17 protein-coding genes are annotated in these 16,494 nt (G+C 39.2%); 9 read left to right on the forward strand and 8 right to left on the reverse strand.

Features of this window, described 5'->3' with window-relative positions; translation table 11 throughout:
* Positions 1–2: 2 nt before the first annotated feature.
* Positions 3–1,283, forward strand: coding sequence for an adenosylmethionine--8-amino-7-oxononanoate transaminase (gene bioA / locus ACH11B_RS18430; protein WP_130857813.1), 1,281 nt, complete (start codon positions 3–5; stop codon positions 1,281–1,283).
* 69 nt (positions 1,284–1,352) lie between these two features.
* Positions 1,353–1,949: an AraC family transcriptional regulator gene (locus ACH11B_RS18435; RefSeq protein ID WP_341273594.1), complete on the forward strand. Its 597-nt coding sequence runs from the start codon at positions 1,353–1,355 to the stop codon at positions 1,947–1,949.
* Positions 1,950–2,041: 92 nt separating this feature from the next.
* On the opposite strand, the gene ACH11B_RS18440 is transcribed toward ACH11B_RS18435, so the two are convergent.
* On the reverse strand, positions 2,042–2,305 hold the full coding sequence (locus ACH11B_RS18440) for a hypothetical protein (RefSeq protein ID WP_013666579.1): 264 nt from the start codon (positions 2,303–2,305) through the stop codon (positions 2,042–2,044).
* A gap of 143 nt (positions 2,306–2,448) precedes the next feature.
* On the opposite strand from ACH11B_RS18440, the gene ACH11B_RS18445 reads away from it, so the two are divergent.
* Positions 2,449–3,195, forward strand: coding sequence for an EcsC family protein (locus ACH11B_RS18445; RefSeq protein ID WP_377609100.1), 747 nt, complete (start codon positions 2,449–2,451; stop codon positions 3,193–3,195).
* A 263-nt stretch (positions 3,196–3,458) separates the two neighbouring features.
* On the opposite strand, the gene surE is transcribed toward ACH11B_RS18445, so the two are convergent.
* Positions 3,459–4,211, reverse strand: a complete 753-nt coding sequence (surE, locus tag ACH11B_RS18450) for a 5'/3'-nucleotidase SurE (RefSeq protein WP_013666582.1) — start codon at positions 4,209–4,211, stop codon at positions 3,459–3,461.
* An 83-nt stretch (positions 4,212–4,294) separates the two neighbouring features.
* On the opposite strand from surE, the gene ACH11B_RS18455 reads away from it, so the two are divergent.
* Entirely contained in the window at positions 4,295–5,191 is an 897-nt protein-coding gene (locus tag ACH11B_RS18455; RefSeq protein WP_149105686.1) for a diacylglycerol kinase family protein, read from the forward strand.
* A gap of 9 nt (positions 5,192–5,200) precedes the next feature.
* Here ACH11B_RS18455 and ACH11B_RS18460 read toward each other — a convergent pair whose 3' ends face one another.
* Entirely contained in the window at positions 5,201–5,479 is a 279-nt protein-coding gene (locus tag ACH11B_RS18460; protein ID WP_013666584.1) for a hypothetical protein, read from the reverse strand.
* 287 nt (positions 5,480–5,766) lie between these two features.
* Here ACH11B_RS18460 and ACH11B_RS18465 point away from each other — a divergent pair, with 287 nt between their 5' ends.
* A complete protein-coding gene (locus ACH11B_RS18465; protein ID WP_130857810.1) occupies positions 5,767–6,684 on the forward strand; it encodes an AraC family transcriptional regulator in 918 nt (305 codons plus the stop codon).
* Between the two features lie 8 nt (positions 6,685–6,692).
* Here ACH11B_RS18465 and ACH11B_RS18470 read toward each other — a convergent pair whose 3' ends face one another.
* The 4 genes from ACH11B_RS18470 to ACH11B_RS18485 form a co-directional block, all read right to left on the reverse strand.
* A complete protein-coding gene (locus tag ACH11B_RS18470; RefSeq protein WP_130857809.1) occupies positions 6,693–7,820 on the reverse strand; it encodes a peptidoglycan bridge formation glycyltransferase FemA/FemB family protein in 1,128 nt (375 codons plus the stop codon).
* Positions 7,820–8,659: a S1 RNA-binding domain-containing protein gene (locus ACH11B_RS18475; RefSeq protein WP_013666587.1), complete on the reverse strand. Its 840-nt coding sequence runs from the start codon at positions 8,657–8,659 to the stop codon at positions 7,820–7,822. Before ACH11B_RS18475 ends, ACH11B_RS18470 begins: the two co-directional genes overlap by 1 nt.
* An 88-nt stretch (positions 8,660–8,747) precedes the next feature.
* Positions 8,748–9,572 carry an SMP-30/gluconolactonase/LRE family protein gene (locus ACH11B_RS18480; RefSeq protein ID WP_130857808.1) on the reverse strand — a complete coding sequence of 275 codons (825 nt, stop codon included), beginning with the start codon at positions 9,570–9,572 and terminating at the stop codon, positions 8,748–8,750.
* A gap of 233 nt (positions 9,573–9,805) precedes the next feature.
* Positions 9,806–10,081 (reverse strand): SelT/SelW/SelH family protein, encoded by a 276-nt coding sequence (locus ACH11B_RS18485; protein ID WP_013666589.1) that lies wholly within the window; start codon positions 10,079–10,081, stop codon positions 9,806–9,808.
* Positions 10,082–10,447: 366 nt separating this feature from the next.
* On the opposite strand from ACH11B_RS18485, the gene ACH11B_RS18490 reads away from it, so the two are divergent.
* Genes ACH11B_RS18490 through ACH11B_RS18500 form a run of 3 tightly spaced genes read left to right on the forward strand, consistent with a single transcriptional unit; the run spans position 10,448 to position 14,082 of the window.
* Entirely contained in the window at positions 10,448–10,939 is a 492-nt protein-coding gene (locus ACH11B_RS18490; RefSeq protein WP_013666590.1) for a glucosaminidase domain-containing protein, read from the forward strand.
* 16 nt (positions 10,940–10,955) lie between these two features.
* The gene (locus ACH11B_RS18495; protein ID WP_130857807.1) at positions 10,956–12,422 is read left to right on the forward strand and encodes a hypothetical protein; all 1,467 of its coding nucleotides are present in this window, start codon (positions 10,956–10,958) and stop codon (positions 12,420–12,422) included.
* Complete coding sequence (locus ACH11B_RS18500) at positions 12,409–14,082, forward strand: MBOAT family O-acyltransferase (protein ID WP_377609097.1); 1,674 nt, start codon at positions 12,409–12,411, stop codon at positions 14,080–14,082. The genes ACH11B_RS18495 and ACH11B_RS18500 overlap by 14 nt, the downstream gene beginning before the upstream one ends.
* Here the strand turns inward: ACH11B_RS18500 and ACH11B_RS18505 are convergent.
* A complete protein-coding gene (locus ACH11B_RS18505; RefSeq protein WP_013666593.1) occupies positions 14,063–15,376 on the reverse strand; it encodes a GDSL-type esterase/lipase family protein in 1,314 nt (437 codons plus the stop codon). The two genes, ACH11B_RS18500 and ACH11B_RS18505, sit on opposite strands and share 20 nt — an antisense overlap.
* 246 nt (positions 15,377–15,622) lie before the next feature.
* Here ACH11B_RS18505 and ACH11B_RS18510 point away from each other — a divergent pair, with 246 nt between their 5' ends.
* Entirely contained in the window at positions 15,623–16,450 is an 828-nt protein-coding gene (locus tag ACH11B_RS18510) for an energy transducer TonB (RefSeq protein ID WP_130857806.1), read from the forward strand.
* The last annotated feature ends 44 nt before the right edge of the window (positions 16,451–16,494 follow it).

The following is a 16,494-nucleotide window of genomic DNA, read 5'->3' on the forward strand; positions in this document are numbered from 1 at the left end:
TTATGAATCACGAGACAACACTCTCACAGCGTGATGTAGCGGCTGTTTGGCATCCCTATTCACAGCTGCCGATAGATGGGCCTCCCATCGCTATTGTTGAAGGAAAGGGCGTCTACCTTTATGCAGAAGATGGGCGTTCCTATATCGATGCGATATCTTCTTGGTGGGTTAATTTACATGGACATGCGCATCCTTATATTGCGGAGCAACTTTATAAGCAATTGCACAAGTTGGAGCATGTGATATTCGCCGGTTTTACGCATTCGCCTGCTATCGCGCTAGCCGAGCGCTTATTGAGCATTTTACCGGACAACCAGCGTAAGATATTTTATTCCGATAATGGGTCTACTGCGGTTGAAATAGCATTAAAAATGTGCTTGCAGTATTGGCATAACACTGGACAATGTAAAAAGAAAATTATTGCGCTGAAAGACGCTTACCACGGTGATACCTTTGGCACCATGTCGGTGAGTGCAAGAAGTAATTGGACAAAACCCTTTGAAAATTATCTCTTTGAAGTTATCTTCCTGGAAGTACCAAACGAACTCAGTCTAAAAACAATTAAAGAAAAATTGTATGCTATTCGGCAGGAGGTTGCTTGTTTTATTTATGAACCGCTTGTGCAAGGATCGGCAGGCATGAAAATGTATGAAGCTAGTCACTTGAGTGAGCTGTTGTGTTTCTGCAAAGAACTCGGTATTTTACTTATACAAGATGAAGTATTTACGGGCTTCGGACGAACCGGAAAGCTCTTTGCTGCTGATTATTTGCACACACAACCGGATATCATGTGTTTATCGAAAGGCTTAACCGGCGGTACACTTCCCTTAGGTGTCACATCGTGCACGGAACCGATTTATCACGCTTTTTTATCAAATGATCGAACGAAAACGTTGTTCCATGGTCATTCTTATACAGCGAACCCACTAGCATGTGTTGCTGCATTGGCAAGTTTAGACCTGCTGCTTAAAGAGGAAACCCGGCTTTGTATACAAAGGATAACAACACGCCATATCGATTTTGCGCGATCCATTAGAGGGCATCGCAACGTACAGACAACCCGCTTTTTAGGAACAATTCTGGCTATTGAATGGCGTTCGGACGATGTAACGAACTATTTTAACCCCTTAAGAGATCAACTCTACGATTACTTTTTGCAAAAAGGGATCTTAATGCGACCATTGGGCAATGTGATTTATCTATTACCCCCATATTGCATAAAGGATGAAGAACTTGATTATATTTATGCTACGATTCGCTTGGCGCTGGAAGAGGTAGGGTAGAGGCGTGGAACTTGTAAAAAATTTAAGAAATTATATAATGTCTTCTTCATTTTCTTTACCGAACTTTGTGTGAAATCGCTAATAACAATGGATATCGCTGACATGAGATTATTCGTTAAAAATATGGTATGCAATCGCTGTGTGATGGTGGTCAGACAAATTTTGGACACGATGGGCATTCAACCCGTATCGGTAAGTTTAGGCGAGATCGCATTAAAGGAGGCCCTACCTAAAGAACGGTATCACATGTTGAGAGAGGAATTGACTGCGGTTGGATTCGAACTTCTTGATGATAAGAGGCAAAAATTGGTTGAAAAGGTGAAGACCTTGTTGATCGAACGGATACACAACGTTGACGAAATTAACATGAAAGTGAACTTCTCCGTTTTTCTCCAGCAACAGCTAACGATTGACTATAACTATCTTAGTACTTTATTCTCGCAGACAGAAGGGCTTACGATTGAGCAATTTATTATTTTGCAACGTATTGAAAGAGCTAAAGAACTACTTGTATATAATGAGCTGACATTGAGTGAGATCGCGTATAAACTGGGTTATAGTAGCGTTCAACATCTATCTACGCAGTTTAAAAAAATCACCGGGTTAACACCCTCTCATTTTAAGCAAATTAAGGACCGGAAAAGAAAACCTTTAGATCAGGTATAGGGTTCGGCATATGAAAGTGAAGGGGCTTAAGTTTTGATTACTCAAACCGTCCGCTTGTTTGATGCAAATTAAGTATGCTATCCTGATTCCTTTTATAAAGCGGAGGATAAGTCTTCATCCGGTAATACAACAATTCCCTCAAGTGTTAATTCATCTTCGTGCAGTAGCAAATCTTCAATTGCCAATACGTTATCTTCATGCAAAGGAGCTTCTTTTGCATTACTTTTTAGTTCTTCAACAGGATAGTTTGAAATAGCAAAAACCTGGGTGTTATTCCTCTTAGCTTTTGGTATCAATGCGGTATACCCGTTGAGCTTCAGCCTTCTGAGTAAATCTATGCTAAGTAACTGTTCCATAATCGGTTTTTTTTGAAAATATGTATATTCATCTTCAATAACCTTCACGAATCTCTATATTGCTGTTCCTAAGTGTAGGATTCATAAGGTTTTTTTATATTAACCTTTGAAAAGATAAAATGTTTGATTAAACACGCGATGCAATGTTAAACAGCTATGAAGAAAAAGCCTATCGGGAAATGCAGGATTGGAAGCAGCGTATGTTAAAAGCCCCTTCGGTTAGCAGCAAACTGACAAAAGGGATTCAGACAAAAATGAATGCGCTCATTCCCGAAAAGATCCATCAAGTTATCACGGTAACAATCGAGAAAATGGTGAAAGCGGTATTGTTCGGCTCACAGTATACAAGCTCTACCATAAAAAAGGGAAGGTCATTGCAGTTGCAGGAAGCATATGTAAAACGGGTAGGTAGACATTATAAAAATGCGGCGACCATCGAAGGTGCCGTGACGGGAGCAGGGGGGATTTTAATGGGACTTGCAGATTTTCCCGCTTTTCTGGCAATCAAAATAAAGCTGTTGTTTGAGATCGCATCTATTTACGGATTCAATGTAAAAGACTACAAGGAGCGCTTATTTATCTTATATGTTTTCAAAATTACTTTCTGCAGCCAGCAGAAACGAAAAGAGATCTTATCAAGAATGGAGAATTGGACAACATTTATACAAACACTTCCATCCGATGTGGATCATTTCGACTGGCGGGATTTTCAGCAGGAATATAGAGATTATCTTGATTTGGCAAAATTAGCACAGCTAATTCCTATTATAGGGGCTGTTGTAGGAGCTGTTGCTAACAATAAATTAACCGAGCAACTGATGACAGTGGCTATGAACAGTTATCGACTGAGTTACTTTAAGCAAATAGATCGACTGGAAGCGGGGACTTAACTAGCGCTTACTACTCATTAAATAAGTAATGACACCAATTATTACAACCCCTAACGCCGACTCTGTCGAATGGAAAAACATGAGATACAATAGGAGCGTAATTAATAAGAGAAACCCAATAAAAAGAGCACCTCGTTTTATGCCCATACTTACTGATACAATAAGTGCTAATATGTAAATCGGTGCAGCAATCCAAAAAATGATCATGTATCAAAAATACAGTAATGCTGTAAATTTTATGTTAAGTGAATATTAAGAAATATTCAGGAAGAAGCCGATACTTGCCATGGACAAGTCTCTTCGAGTTGCCGCAACTTTATTTCGTCTGTTAAGTCGAGCCTCAGCGGAGTGACAGAGGTATAATTATTTTCGACAGCCCAGCGATCCGTTCCTTTTTCCGCAGGTTCTAAGGGGGTAACGGTAAACCAGTAGTGTTTTCTTCCCAAAGGATCCGTCCCGGGTATAATCGTTCCGTCGTAAAGCCGCACTGATTGTTTTGTCCAGGCGATCCCTTGGGGATTACTCGGAAAGTTAACATTATAAAGGCTTAAGGTTGTACGTTGTAACAACTGCTCAAGCACTTGGTGTACATGAGGAGCTAATAAATCAAAATCAGGTTCTGATTTGCCTACCGGTGTACTTAAGGCAATTCCTTTAATGCCTAATAAGACAGCTTGCTTAGCCGCTGCAAGGGTCCCTGAATGCCACATCGCATTTCCCAAATTGGTCCCCATATTAATGCCTGATAAAACAACATCAATGTGGTGATATAAATGTGTTCCAAGTGCAACACAGTCTGCCGGTGTTCCATTGACGCGATAGGCGTTAATCCCAGGGAATTCAACAGGTGATTTTTTGTAAGATAAGGGTCTTGAGTGAGTTACTGCATGTCCCATGGAGGATTGTTCCACATCAGGGGCTACTACGGTTACTTCTCCAAAGTTGGCTGCAATTTTCGCTAGGGCCGCAATGCCCGGACTGTATATCCCATCGTCGTTCGTTACCAATATTCTCATAGCTAATTCCTCTTATTCTTAATTAGCAAACATCTAAGGCTCTTTAATGTTTTTAAAATGTGCCATTGATGCACTAATACTATATGAAGGAAACCATATTGATTTTGCATAACCCTAAAGCGGGTGATAAAGACCACCAAAAAAATGAATTGGTAAATGCAATAAAAGAAGCGGGATATAATGCGATTTATAGCTCGATACGACAAAAAAAATGGCAGAAAATCGATAAGGCTATTGATATCATCCTAATCGTGGGGGGTGATGGAACGGTGCGGAAAGTGGCTAGTGTTTTACTTAAACGAACATGGTTGGATAAGAAGCTATTATTAAGTCTTTTGCCAATGGGTACAGCTAATAATGTCGCCTTAACATTAGGTAGTCCGGATAACATAAAAAAATTACTAAACCGTCTGGCAAAAAAGAATATCAAAAAAGTAGATGTGGGCGCGGTTGATTTAGGCGTTGAGCAAAATTTCTTTTTGGAAAGCTTCGGTGTTGGTTTGCTACCTAAACTCATGCGAGAAATGGAAAAGATAAAAACTGATAATCTGGAAAGCAAAGAAGATGAAATTAGTCTGGCATTACATACGCTGTTGACGATTAGTTTAAGTTACGAAGCAAGACAAGCTCATATCACTATTGACGGAAAAAAAATAACAGGGAAATACTTACTTATAGAAGTGCTCAACATTTGTTCAATAGGCCCCAATTTGAAGCTGGCACCTGAGGCGGATATGACCGACGGCCTGTTTGAAGTCGTCTTACTGGAGGAGGGCCAACGAGACGTTTTTATCGAATATGTAAAAAATGTGGCATTGGGAAAGACAAAAAAAGGGCCCTGGAAAATTATAAGGGGGCGAGATATTCAAATACAATGGGATGGAACGTGGATACACGTAGATGATGAATATGTTCAATTAAAAGACAAAACAGACCTCCTCGTGGAGGCCCGTCCGCAAATATTGGATTTTCTGAGCTAATCCCGCTATTTAGATGAGCGTTTCGCAGGTGAATCGTTTTATTCTGAACATTCTTATGACGTCAACAATAATATCACGTTTATATTCAATCCGGAACACCTTATCGCTGTCTTCGAGATCAAAATTAAATCTGCCATCAGGGTATTGCTTTTTAAGAAGCTTAATAATATGGTCAGCATCTTTTTTATTGGTTACATCCGTTCTAAATACAGAAATTAAGTTGTGAGGCGTTGCCGATGAAGGAAGATTAATGACGGGTTTAAATTTTCCTAGTGTAAATGCTTTCATTATAAAATGTTGTTAAATGGAATGCCTTAGCTTTTCTGTTATAAGGTCGAGACCCGATTTTAACAATTGAATCCCACCTATTTCATTTAATTTCAAAATTGCTTGAAATAATCCTGGACAACCCTTCCTAAACGGATTTTTATCCCTTCAAAACGGATTTATTAGTCAGGGTAGCAATAACGTTTTCCTTGCTAAATAGGTTGGATTTCAAATTTAAATTTTCTAAGTTTGATGGTATCTTGTGGTAATGGTATTACCCTTTTCAAGTCTTTCGAGACGCGTTTTTTATGGAAGAAATAGTAGCACCATCCTCCTTTTCACTAAAAGACAATTACCTCATAAGCGCGGATGAATTGTCGGAAAATATTCTATTTAAGTCAGCGGGCATTGAGATTTTTTCGCTGAAGGGATTGAAAGAATTGGAGCTTACTATCAGCGACTGCCAAGAGGAACCTAGCCTTAATATGTATTTTTCGCTGCAAGGAATCTCTTCTGCCAAACCCATATCTTCCGGACAGGAATATCACGTCGAGCCGAATCGGCATATATTGGGTTATATGCCTAACTTTGAGGGGGATTATTCGTTACGCGGAAATCGGGTGGAAACATTTGGGATTTGTATGCAAGAACCTTATTTCGAGCGTTTGATAGCAACGGACTTGCCATGCCTTGAGCGTTTTTGGAACGAGGTGCACGCAGGGAGGGAAGCGGATATCTCCCGTGGGCCCATGCCAATAACCCATCAACAACACACGGTCATTAACGAGATTCTAGCATGTCCTTATGTCGGTCAAATGCGTAGACTGTACTTGGAATCCAAAGTGACGGAGCTATTTTTTTTACAGGCACAGCAAGCCGAGTCAATGCCTGAACAGCCTTTTTTGTTTATAAAGCCTGCTGATATAGAACGCCTGCATGCAGCCAAGCTATTCGTTCAGCAACATATATTTGATCCGCTGACATTAAAACAAATAGCTCGGGAAATAGGCTTGAACGATTTCAAACTAAAAAAGGGATTCAAGCAGCTTTTCGGATGTACCGTTTTTGATTATTTAATGCAATGCAGAATGGAATATGCAAGGCAAATCCTATTAGACACCCATAGCACCATTGCAGAAGTTGCTTACACCTTAGGATACGCCGATCCTTATAACTTTACAAAAGCGTTTAAGCGATATTTTGGTTACCTACCGAGCCAATTATAAGGTACAGCTTAAAGGTGGTATCCCTGGCTCTTCATTTCGGATGCTTTAAACAGTATATACCTATCTTGATCCAGTGGATAATCCCAGCACCCCATTCGGTGATGTAGGTTACCTCCAAAACCCGATTTGAACTTGAAGAGGCCATACATCGGATGCGCGGGATCGGGTCGTGGTGATACACCGAAAAAGTCATATTCTTCACAACCCCTGCTTTTGGCAATTTGCATAGCCCTCCATTGTAGTGCATAGGTGGCCATATAGTTCCGTTTGATAGACGATGACGCACCATACAGATAAGTTCCGCGCTTGTTACTAAGAACTAAAAACATGGCCGCTAGGGGTATCCCATCTACTTCTGCTACCAAAAGTTGCACTTCGGCAGGGGATGCACTATTTTCGGCCCTAGCCTTCAACACAGAACGAAAATATTCAATACTGTTCAGATGAATATTATTTCTGATTGCAGTTTCCCGATATAAAGCATACCATACATCAAGTTTATCTAAACCTACTTCTCGAATATGCACACCCTTTCTACCAGACAGATTAATATTGTAACGGGTTTTTGGCTTCATGGCCGCCAGCAGCGCCTTCGGTTCTTTTCTGAGGTCAAGAAATATTGTATTTGATGGCAAAATGTCTGAATTAGACTTTTTGAGATTCCAGTGTTGTGTACTAATGTTTAACCTAAATTCTTGATATCTCTTTTCCGGAGGACCATTCCAATTACCATACTTATCGAAATGTTCCGGGTCTGTTGCCCATTGCGATTGCCAGGCAAGATCGTAACGTATCGTAATGCAATTCTTCGGCAAATAAGAACGTAATGATTCAGAAAATTCTTCCAGAAATTTTCCTTGGTTTTCTTCGTGAGGCTCAATTTCAGGCCCATAGGGAATATAAGCAATTGTATGCTCATTATCGATATGTTGAAGTAAAATAAGGACGTCTGTTTCTATATAGGCTGATTTTCCGGTGGGTGAACCATTGAAAATAGATGGTTTATTCACTTTGAAGTTAATAGCTAAACTAGCGATCCCTTGTTGTTGTTTTACTTCTGACCAAAATGCTGTCTGCTGAATGATTGAGGTTTTATAAACGTGCTTGATTTCTTTTTTCTCCAGTCCGAATACCATTATTGTTTTGTTTCTTTTATTTCCTCATCACTGATCTCGATCAGCCGTTCTTTATAAAGAGCACCAATAGCTTTTTTGAAGGTTTTTTTACTTATCTTAAGAATCTTATATACTTCTTCCGGCGAACTTTTGTCTCCTAGCGGTATACGTCCATTTCGTTTTTTCAGCAAATCGATAATCATCTCTCTGCTATTAAGAATATGTTCATACCCCAAAGGTTGTAAGGATAAGTCTATTTTTCCATCGGGGTATATTTTTTTAATCCAGCCCTTTCGTTTATTTCCGATACGGAGATTTTCAAACACTTCATTCGCATATAAGAGCCCTATATGCCGATTATTTATAATTGCATTATATCCCAAATCTGTTTCTTCTGAGATAATCAACTCCACCTCATCTCCAACTTCGACACTAAGTTCATCTCTATCAATGTATTTGTTCAATCTTGAAGAACCCACCATGTGGTTGTTCAATGGATCTAGATAAATGTGAATAAGATAACTTTTTCCCTTAACCATAGGCCATCTTTGTTCTTTTTTTGGGACGAAGAGGTCCTTTTCAATGCCCAGATCCATAAATACACCATTTGGAGCTTCGGCGACGACCTTTAATAAGGCATAATCGCCTACTTCTGCATAAGGTTTCTTGGTAGTTGCGGTTAATGCCCCTTGTTTATTGGTATATACAAATACCGTAATTTCCTCCGCATCTTTGGAAATCGGTGATAAGGTGTTTGTGTGGGGTAAGGAGACGATGTTCGATTCGTCATCCGAAAGTGTATATTGTAAATTGTCAGAGCCTACAATTTTAAGCGTATTTAGTTTTCCAACCTTGATCATGTCCAATTCTTTAGCCTTTAGATCGCAAAGGTACTAAATTTAGCTTTAGGCCGAAGCTTTACGTGCTACCTTCACCGGCCCCGTCAATTTATTGAACCTGGTAGGCGATAATGTGATTCTTAAAGAAAGTAGGAAGATACAGCTGGCGCGACGCGCGATCAAAAGCGAAGTCTGCTGTATTCATTTTTTCGGCTTTAGTATCAAGAAGTGTAGTTACTTTTCCATCTTTCGTGACATAGTAGAGGACACCAATCCATGCGCTCACCAAAAAGTTGTCGCCGTCTTTTTGCAAGCCGTCAGTAGATTTTTCCATTCCCTCTGCAATTTTATCGGCTTGTTTGTTTTTATTTAAATAGAAAAGCGAACCGCTATCTAAAAAATATAAACCGTTGTCTGCCGCAAAGAGGCCATTGGGGTTTACGAGACCGTCCAGAAAAACTTCAACTTTGCCATTCTTATAGCAGTAAATTTTTCCACCCTTTGAATCGGATACATAGACGATTCCGTGTGGATCGATTGTAATATCGTTTAGCATACCAACTTGGGGGATTTCAATTTTTTTTAACACTTTATTGTCGGGTATGTCGATAATTACCAGTTCTTTTAAATCTGCCACATAAAGTTTGTCTTTAAATTCGCCTAATCCTTTAGGTGAATTGAGGCCGGTAATCCATTGCGCATTTATAATTTTTCCGTTACGATCTAATTTTGCGATGGACCCATTGCCGTCTGTTGCTGTGTGATTGCCGGGGCCTATTAAGCTTGCATACAGGGTGTTACTTTCTTCTGCAATCAAAACAGATTCAGGAACGTCCAGATGATCTGTTTGCCATAGTTTCTTTAAAGCAGGTTGAGCTAGTAAGTAAGAACTGACTGAAAGAAAGTATACGAAGCTAAATAAGGTCTTTATCATCACAATTTATTGTTGGTAATCGTTTAACAAACTTAGTAAAATTTAAATCGGTGTGCAATGGTCAGTTTTCAGCAACCAGCTTTCGGTTTTATAGTAAGCCTTAAGCTATACGCGGTATGCTTTAAGCTCGCAGGGTCCACGCCATTGTCACATTGTCACATTGGCTAATCGGCTCATTGTCACATTGGCTAATCGGCTCATTGGCTAATCAACAATTTAACCACTCAACATTCTCAACGATCTGAATGCCCTAGATCTTTACCCGGATTAACATGATCCCGAATGACTTGTTTCAGCGATTTCACCTCAGGGAAACCACCTGCCCGCTTGCGGTCGAAAATTTCCTGATCGTCAATTCGTATTGTATAGCGTCCACTGACATCACTCGGTTTTAGAAGTACACCCTCGAGGTCTTCGGTGAAGGTGGTAAGAATTTCCTGAGCCATATAAGCCGCACGCAAAAGCCACCCACATTTAGGGCAATATTCGATGATTATCCTAGGTTTCATATATTTTTTTATTTTCAATTAATCTTCTATATGGGGTATCTATTAAACATAAGGATGATACGACTGACCCCTAATCCACTCGTCTTGATGAGATTTTTTCGAACGAATATAATAAAATCAAAAAAATAGAGTTAATGATATGTTAGTGTTTAATAACTACAACTGGTTTGTTTTTTTTTTATGTCTTATAATCAGTGAGTTAGTTGATTTGTGTTTCAAAAGAAAAATTAAACACTTATTTTCGCACAATCTCTGAGAAAGGTAGCTGAATTAGAGTGGAATGTTCTTACTAGCGGGGGAAAATGCTGAACTAACTTAGTCGCATTGTAAATGTAAAGAACGATTGTGTATTCTTAAAATAGAAATATGATAGGAAAAAACATTCGAACAATACGTTCAGTCGGATCTAAAGTTTTATTTCTGGCACTTTTGTACTTAGGTTGTGTAAATATAAGTTTTGCGCAAACAAAATATATAAACAATCATAAATCGATAGCAGATTCGCTTTCAAAAGCTTACGGGATACCTTCGTCGGTAATTTTAGGTATTGCTATCCTGGAGTCCGGAAACGGGCAAAGTAGGAATTCTAAATTATTGCATAATCATTTTGGTATCGTAGGCTCTAATAAACTAAAGCAAACGCACGGTATCAAAAGTCGATACAGACAATATAGTTCGGCAATGGGGTCATTTATACATTTTTGTAAACTGATTTCCGGTAAGTATTTTTATTCCCGATTAAAAGGTACGGACGATGCCTCCAAGTGGGTCGATGCTATAAGTAAATCAGGATATTCCACCCATCCTCAAACATGGAAAACACGTATTCTAAAGACCATCTCAAGATATAACTTATGATATATTAGATGTCTTTATGAATGCTAATAAACGTGTATTTCAGTTTATTTTCTTTAGCCTACTTCTTTATCTAGTATTTTCATATATCAATATTGCCTATCGTAAAAAGTGGGAACCCTTTGATCGTATTAATTTAATTTCCGATGTAATTGTAAAGCCACGAGAGAATGATGCGCTTCACCAAAATAGATACACGTCAGGAAGCAAGAAGGTGAAGCAAAACAACGACGAGAAAAAGAATGACTCCCTTACAATGCATTCAAATGCTTCAATAGATGAAGCATTTATGACCGCAAGTGATAGCTCCAAGGAAAAGGTAATTGTGTCTGCCGAAGCACTTCCCCTAAACTTGAATCAATCTGACATTATTTCCTTTAACATAGACTCCGAAAGTGTTGCCTTATCACGATTTATAAAAAAACTCATTGCCTTGAAAAATGGCAAAAAGACGAAGGTGAGAATCGCTTATTTAGGTGACAGTATGATTGAAGGCGACTTGTTATCCCAAACGTTGAGAAGTTTACTGCAACAGGCTTATGGGGGAAGTGGTGTCGGTTTTGTTCCTATAGCATCGCAGGTTGCCCAATTTAGACGCACGGCTATCGCGTCGTCTTCCGCTAACTGGAGGGATTTCAACTTTAAAAATACTAAAAAGCAAGATTTATTTATTTCCGGCCATGTGTTTTTTTCATCTGGAAACGATTGGGTTAAAATCAAAGATAATACCAGTAAAGATACCTCAATAGTGCTAGGTAAGTATCTGTTACACGGACCGGCAACAGACAGCGCATCGGTGGTTGTTAATAAAAAAACGATGATGCTGGAACGGACATCACTATTTAACCGTACACTCGTAGCCCATAATAAAGATAAATCCATTGTTGTTTCCTCTGCTGACCGGAAACTCCCACTATTTGGCTTGAGCTTCGAATCAGATCAAGGTGTTATCGTAGACAACTTTTCATTTAGAGGCATTTCAGGTTTGGAATTAGGGAAGATTAATGCAGATTTGCTCAAGGAAATCAACGAGCAAAACCCTTATGATTTAATTATTTTTCAGTACGGTGTAAACGTCTTATATAAGCCGGATGACACCAATTTTACTTGGTACAAGCGAGCAGCGATTCCAGTTGTTAAAAAAATGAAGGCATGTTTTTCTAAGGCCGATGTGCTTATCGTAGGAACTGGCGACCGTGCTTTTAGGTATCCCGAGGGCTATCAGTCAGCGGTAGGTATTGAAGCACTTATCAAGGAACAGGCCGCACTGGCGAAACAAACGGATTGTGCTTTCTTTAGTCTATATGCAGCAATGGGAGGCAAAAATTCGATGGTAAATTGGGCTACGCAAAATCCCAGTTTAGCGAATAAAGATTACGTGCATCCCAATGCGTTGGGCGCTAAATTGTTGGCGAAGCATCTATTTGAGGCAATTAATAAGCAAGTGAAGAAATCTGAAAACACAAATTTAAATGGAACTGATTAATATGGATTGGAAATTAGCGCCCATTGAAATTGATTTTTCTGCGCTTGCAAAATCGTTTCTGTATGATCCGAAAAATCCCTTGCTCTTTAACAATGGTTTCTTTGTTTTTTTCTTTGCGCTATTTATTATACTATATTACATTTTTAGAAATCATTATGCCATTCGCCGTTATATTTTTTGTGGCTTCTCGCTTTACTTCTTTTATAAAGCAAGTGGCTATTTCGTTAGCTTAGTTGTCATTTCTGCAATTGTCAATTATTGGCTTTCACATGCGATTTATAAACGCCGAAGTCGCCGGTATCGGCTTTCCTTGCTTGTCTGCTGCATTTTTTTCAATTTAGGATTGTTGTTTTACTTTAAGTATACGAATTTTTTCTTATCCATTAGCAACCAATTCTTTCATACTGACTTTAGTGCATTGAATATTTTATTGCCTATTGGAATCTCTTTCTATACTTTTGAGAACCTCAGTTATAACATCGATGTATATCGAAGGGATTTTAAGCCTGCAAAGAAATTCAGTGAATATCTGTTGTTTTTGTCTTTTTTTCCAAAGTTAATGATGGGCCCGATCGTAAGGGCGCACGATTTTGTGCCACAAATAAATAAGCCTTATTTTTTACGGGATGAAGATTTTGCTAAAGGTTTTTATTTGATCATTTCGGGCTTAATAAAAAAGTTAATCATTTCGGATTATATTACCCTGAATTTTGTCGACTATGTCTTTGATGACCCGTCCCGTTATACCGGACTGGAGAATCTCTTTGCCGTTTATGGATATGCTATCGTTATTTATTGTGATTTCAGCGGCTATAGCGATATTGCAATTGGAATTGCTAAGTGGCTTGGCTTCAGTATTCCACCTAATTTTCTGTCTCCTTACCAAAGTAGCGATATAACAGAGTTCTGGAGACGATGGCATATTTCACTCTCGTCCTGGTTACGCGATTATTTGTATATTCCTTTGGGTGGCAACAGGAAAAGCACTTTTAGCACCTATTTATTCTGTCTGTTGTTTTTCGTTGCTGTATTTTTTGGTAGCAAACATCTATTAGGCCTAAACAATCAGTACGCCGGCATTTTATGTGCAGGTATTTCAATCGTATTACTGATTCCTGGCTTAATAAAATGGAAAATGTCTGGTGTAGCAGCCAATATGAACTTATTAACCACGATGTTGTTGGGCGGATTCTGGCATGGAGCAAGCTTTAACTTCTTAATTTGGGGAGCCTTACATGGCTTAGCTTTGGCTTTACATAAGATTTGGATGCTGATAACGGGAAAATGGATGGACGGGCTAAAGAATACTTGGCTCTATCAAACGCTGGCAGTACTTGTTACCTTTCATTTGGTATGCTTTTGCTGGATATTCTTTAAGACTCCTGATTATGACACATCAGTAGTTATGATTTCAAAAATCGCTAATGAAGTTAGTTTCGACGTCTGGCAAGGCTTTTACGCTAACTATAAAACCGTTTTGGCGATGATGTTGCTGGCCTTAAGTATTCACTTTATCCCTGATAATTTTGCAGATGAGGTTGTGGAGGGATTCGGCCCTATCTCATTGGTAACCTACCTGATCGTTTTCTTTTGCTTTTTAATATTGTATGGCCTCTTCAAATCCGCAGAACCGGTTATGCCTATCTATCTGCAGTTTTAGTCGCTAATTTAGACAGAGAAGGTTCCGATGCGGTCGAAAGGTACTCATTATAACCTTTGGCCATTGCATCGAACAGAAGAGCTCCTTGCATGCTATATGCTTTTTGCTGATAATGAATTTTATCAGCTTGCAATAAATTATTTTTCAACCAAGCAAGGGAAGAACCTGCCCCCCCGGTAATGTCAAACAAATCCCAAAGGGGAATGCCCATTTTGTTACAATAAAATTTTAAGGCCAAATTGAGTCGTTCAATCATGGGATTACTACGGCCATTCTTGAATGATTCAGCCGTTGTTGTAATAAGTATGGACGCGCGTGGGTCGATCGTTTGTATTTTGGCTACGGTTTCAGCAACTTGATTAATGTAAATTTCTTCCGTCATTCCATTGTAAAAAGCCTCATTCGTTCCCATGGATAAGATATATAGATCGGCATTTAGCGCAGGAAGCTGCTTCCAAAATAAAGGTTCCTTATTGTATTGCTCGTAGCGTGCGCCATTTACACCGATGGTATGAAATAGCACACCCGGATTATTTCGCTTCTCCAGTGAAGCACCGAAGAAGCTGGGAGTCGATGCTAAGGGGCTTATATTAAAGCCCGTAGCAAAGTCCTTCAGTAAGATTTCCTTGGTTTCTAAGCCGTCTGGCGTCGATTGATCAATGGTGTAGGTATTCGCATCGTTACCTATGGCACGAATATTCCATGATCCTTGACTCACGAAGAGTTTAATATAGTCAAAAGATTGTTGTTTTGCCTGTAAGTCAGGTTTTAGTGACAACCTAATCAAGCCCTGACTATGGATTTTTCTTAAGCCAAATCCGGAGATGCCACTAGCCGCCGGTGTACGTTGATGACTTATTTTACTTGGTAACCACCGGGTAGAAGTTGAACTGGTAATATCCAGTGGACCGTTGGTCCGAGCGACTTGATAAGGAAAAACCAAACCTCGTCCGGCATCACCAAAAAAATCCTGTAGCCCCGCCCGTACTTCTCGAGAAATAATATCCGGCTGTATATGGGAATCGCCGATTTGTACAATATTGACACGATGTCTTTGGCCAGCCCTCAAGGCTAGGAGTTTCTGATAAAACGAAGATAAACCTTCGACATTTGTAATGGTATCCTTTGCAGGGTTGATGAAATTAAAGGATTCATTATATCGTTGGGTTGGTAACCTTTTTAAAACTAAATTATGAATGGTGGTGGTTGATATCTTGTTCGCTCTTGGCTGATTTGCAGTCTCAATTGCTCCTGCCGAAATCGATAGAAGATATAAAAATAATATATAGTTCATTTATGCTACTTCTTGTCTTGTCTTTTCACTATACCTTAAACGTTATCTTTCGTTCTTTTGGTATGCGCCTTAAGCAAATGCAAAAAGAGTTTTATTAAAAATTTTGACAAAGGTATAAAAAAATAGTAAATATAATCTATTGATTTTCAGGTATAAGTGTTTGTCTGCTTAAAACTACTTATGGAAAACTGTCATTACAGTGATCTTATAGATAAATGTAAATTGTCGAATTTAATCGCTCAAGCTATGTTAAACCCTAAATTAAGTATCCTGACAGGTTCTTGGTTAGATCTTGTTTTTGAAGGCAGAAATAAGTTATATGGTGCTTACGTAATTCGTAAGAAGGCACATCACGATCTGTCGAAAGCGCTGCTATTTGGCATCTTATCTTTCTTAATAACAGTAGGCGTTGTTGTCGGAATTGCTCATTTTAAAAAGGACGCCACCTTTCAATTGATTTCAGATAATGACGAATTGGTTTTACAGGAGGTACCGCTCGAAAAAAAGGTGGAAGTTGTACCTCTGTTGCCGAGAGAATCCCAACGGCGTTCGCGGACAGACCAGGTAAAAATGACGGCACCTAAAGTGGTACCACATACGCAAGCGGCGGAAGAACCTCCCACTATGGAAATGTTAAAAAGCGCCAATCCCGGACCGACAACGATTACTGGCGATCCAACTGCAGCAATAACTATCGATACAAAAGTAGGAGCTATAGATGAAATGACCGCCATCACAGAAGGAGGGGAGACGCAAGCAGTTTTTGTAAATGTAGAAGTAAGCCCTACATTTCCGGGTGGGATAAAAGCATTTATGGAATACGTGGCTAGAAATTACAAATTTCCTGAAGAGGCTAAATCTCACGGTATTAATGGAAAATTATTTTTAAGTTTTATTGTAGAGAAGGATGGTTCCCTTACTGATATACAGGTATTGAAGGACTTAGGATTTGGCACTGGACCGGAAGCGGTTAGACTATTGGAACAAGCACCTAAATGGAAACCTGGGATTCAAAATGGACGACCTGTGCGTGTTCGATATCAATTACCTATCGCTTTGCAGATACGGGAGTAGTAGAGTAGTTGGGTAGGGAATATTTTAAATTAGCCGATGAGCTA

Source organism: Olivibacter sp. EAT-5 (assembly GCF_044784325.1).
GTDB classification, from domain to species: domain Bacteria; phylum Bacteroidota; class Bacteroidia; order Sphingobacteriales; family Sphingobacteriaceae; genus Olivibacter; species Olivibacter oleidegradans.

Bases quoted from the DNA above. Each gene is read 5' to 3' on its own strand.
- bioA (WP_130857813.1), top strand. From the start codon at position 3: ATGAATCACGAGACAACACTCTCACAGCGTGATGTAGCGGCTGTTTGG.
- ACH11B_RS18440 (WP_013666579.1), bottom strand. From the start codon at position 2,305: ATGGAACAGTTACTTAGCATAGATTTACTCAGAAGGCTGAAGCTCAAC.
- ACH11B_RS18445 (WP_377609100.1), top strand. From the start codon at position 2,449: ATGTTAAACAGCTATGAAGAAAAAGCCTATCGGGAAATGCAGGATTGG.
- surE (WP_013666582.1), bottom strand. From the start codon at position 4,211: ATGAGAATATTGGTAACGAACGACGATGGGATATACAGTCCGGGCATT.
- ACH11B_RS18455 (WP_149105686.1), top strand. From the start codon at position 4,295: ATGAAGGAAACCATATTGATTTTGCATAACCCTAAAGCGGGTGATAAA.
- ACH11B_RS18460 (WP_013666584.1), bottom strand. From the start codon at position 5,479: ATGAAAGCATTTACACTAGGAAAATTTAAACCCGTCATTAATCTTCCT.
- ACH11B_RS18465 (WP_130857810.1), top strand. From the start codon at position 5,767: ATGGAAGAAATAGTAGCACCATCCTCCTTTTCACTAAAAGACAATTAC.
- ACH11B_RS18470 (WP_130857809.1), bottom strand. From the start codon at position 7,820: ATGGTATTCGGACTGGAGAAAAAAGAAATCAAGCACGTTTATAAAACC.
- ACH11B_RS18475 (WP_013666587.1), bottom strand. From the start codon at position 8,659: ATGATCAAGGTTGGAAAACTAAATACGCTTAAAATTGTAGGCTCTGAC.
- ACH11B_RS18480 (WP_130857808.1), bottom strand. From the start codon at position 9,572: ATGATAAAGACCTTATTTAGCTTCGTATACTTTCTTTCAGTCAGTTCT.
- ACH11B_RS18485 (WP_013666589.1), bottom strand. From the start codon at position 10,081: ATGAAACCTAGGATAATCATCGAATATTGCCCTAAATGTGGGTGGCTT.
- ACH11B_RS18490 (WP_013666590.1), top strand. From the start codon at position 10,448: ATGATAGGAAAAAACATTCGAACAATACGTTCAGTCGGATCTAAAGTT.
- ACH11B_RS18495 (WP_130857807.1), top strand. From the start codon at position 10,956: ATGAATGCTAATAAACGTGTATTTCAGTTTATTTTCTTTAGCCTACTT.
- ACH11B_RS18500 (WP_377609097.1), top strand. From the start codon at position 12,409: ATGGAACTGATTAATATGGATTGGAAATTAGCGCCCATTGAAATTGAT.
- ACH11B_RS18505 (WP_013666593.1), bottom strand. From the start codon at position 15,376: ATGAACTATATATTATTTTTATATCTTCTATCGATTTCGGCAGGAGCA.
- ACH11B_RS18510 (WP_130857806.1), top strand. From the start codon at position 15,623: ATGTTAAACCCTAAATTAAGTATCCTGACAGGTTCTTGGTTAGATCTT.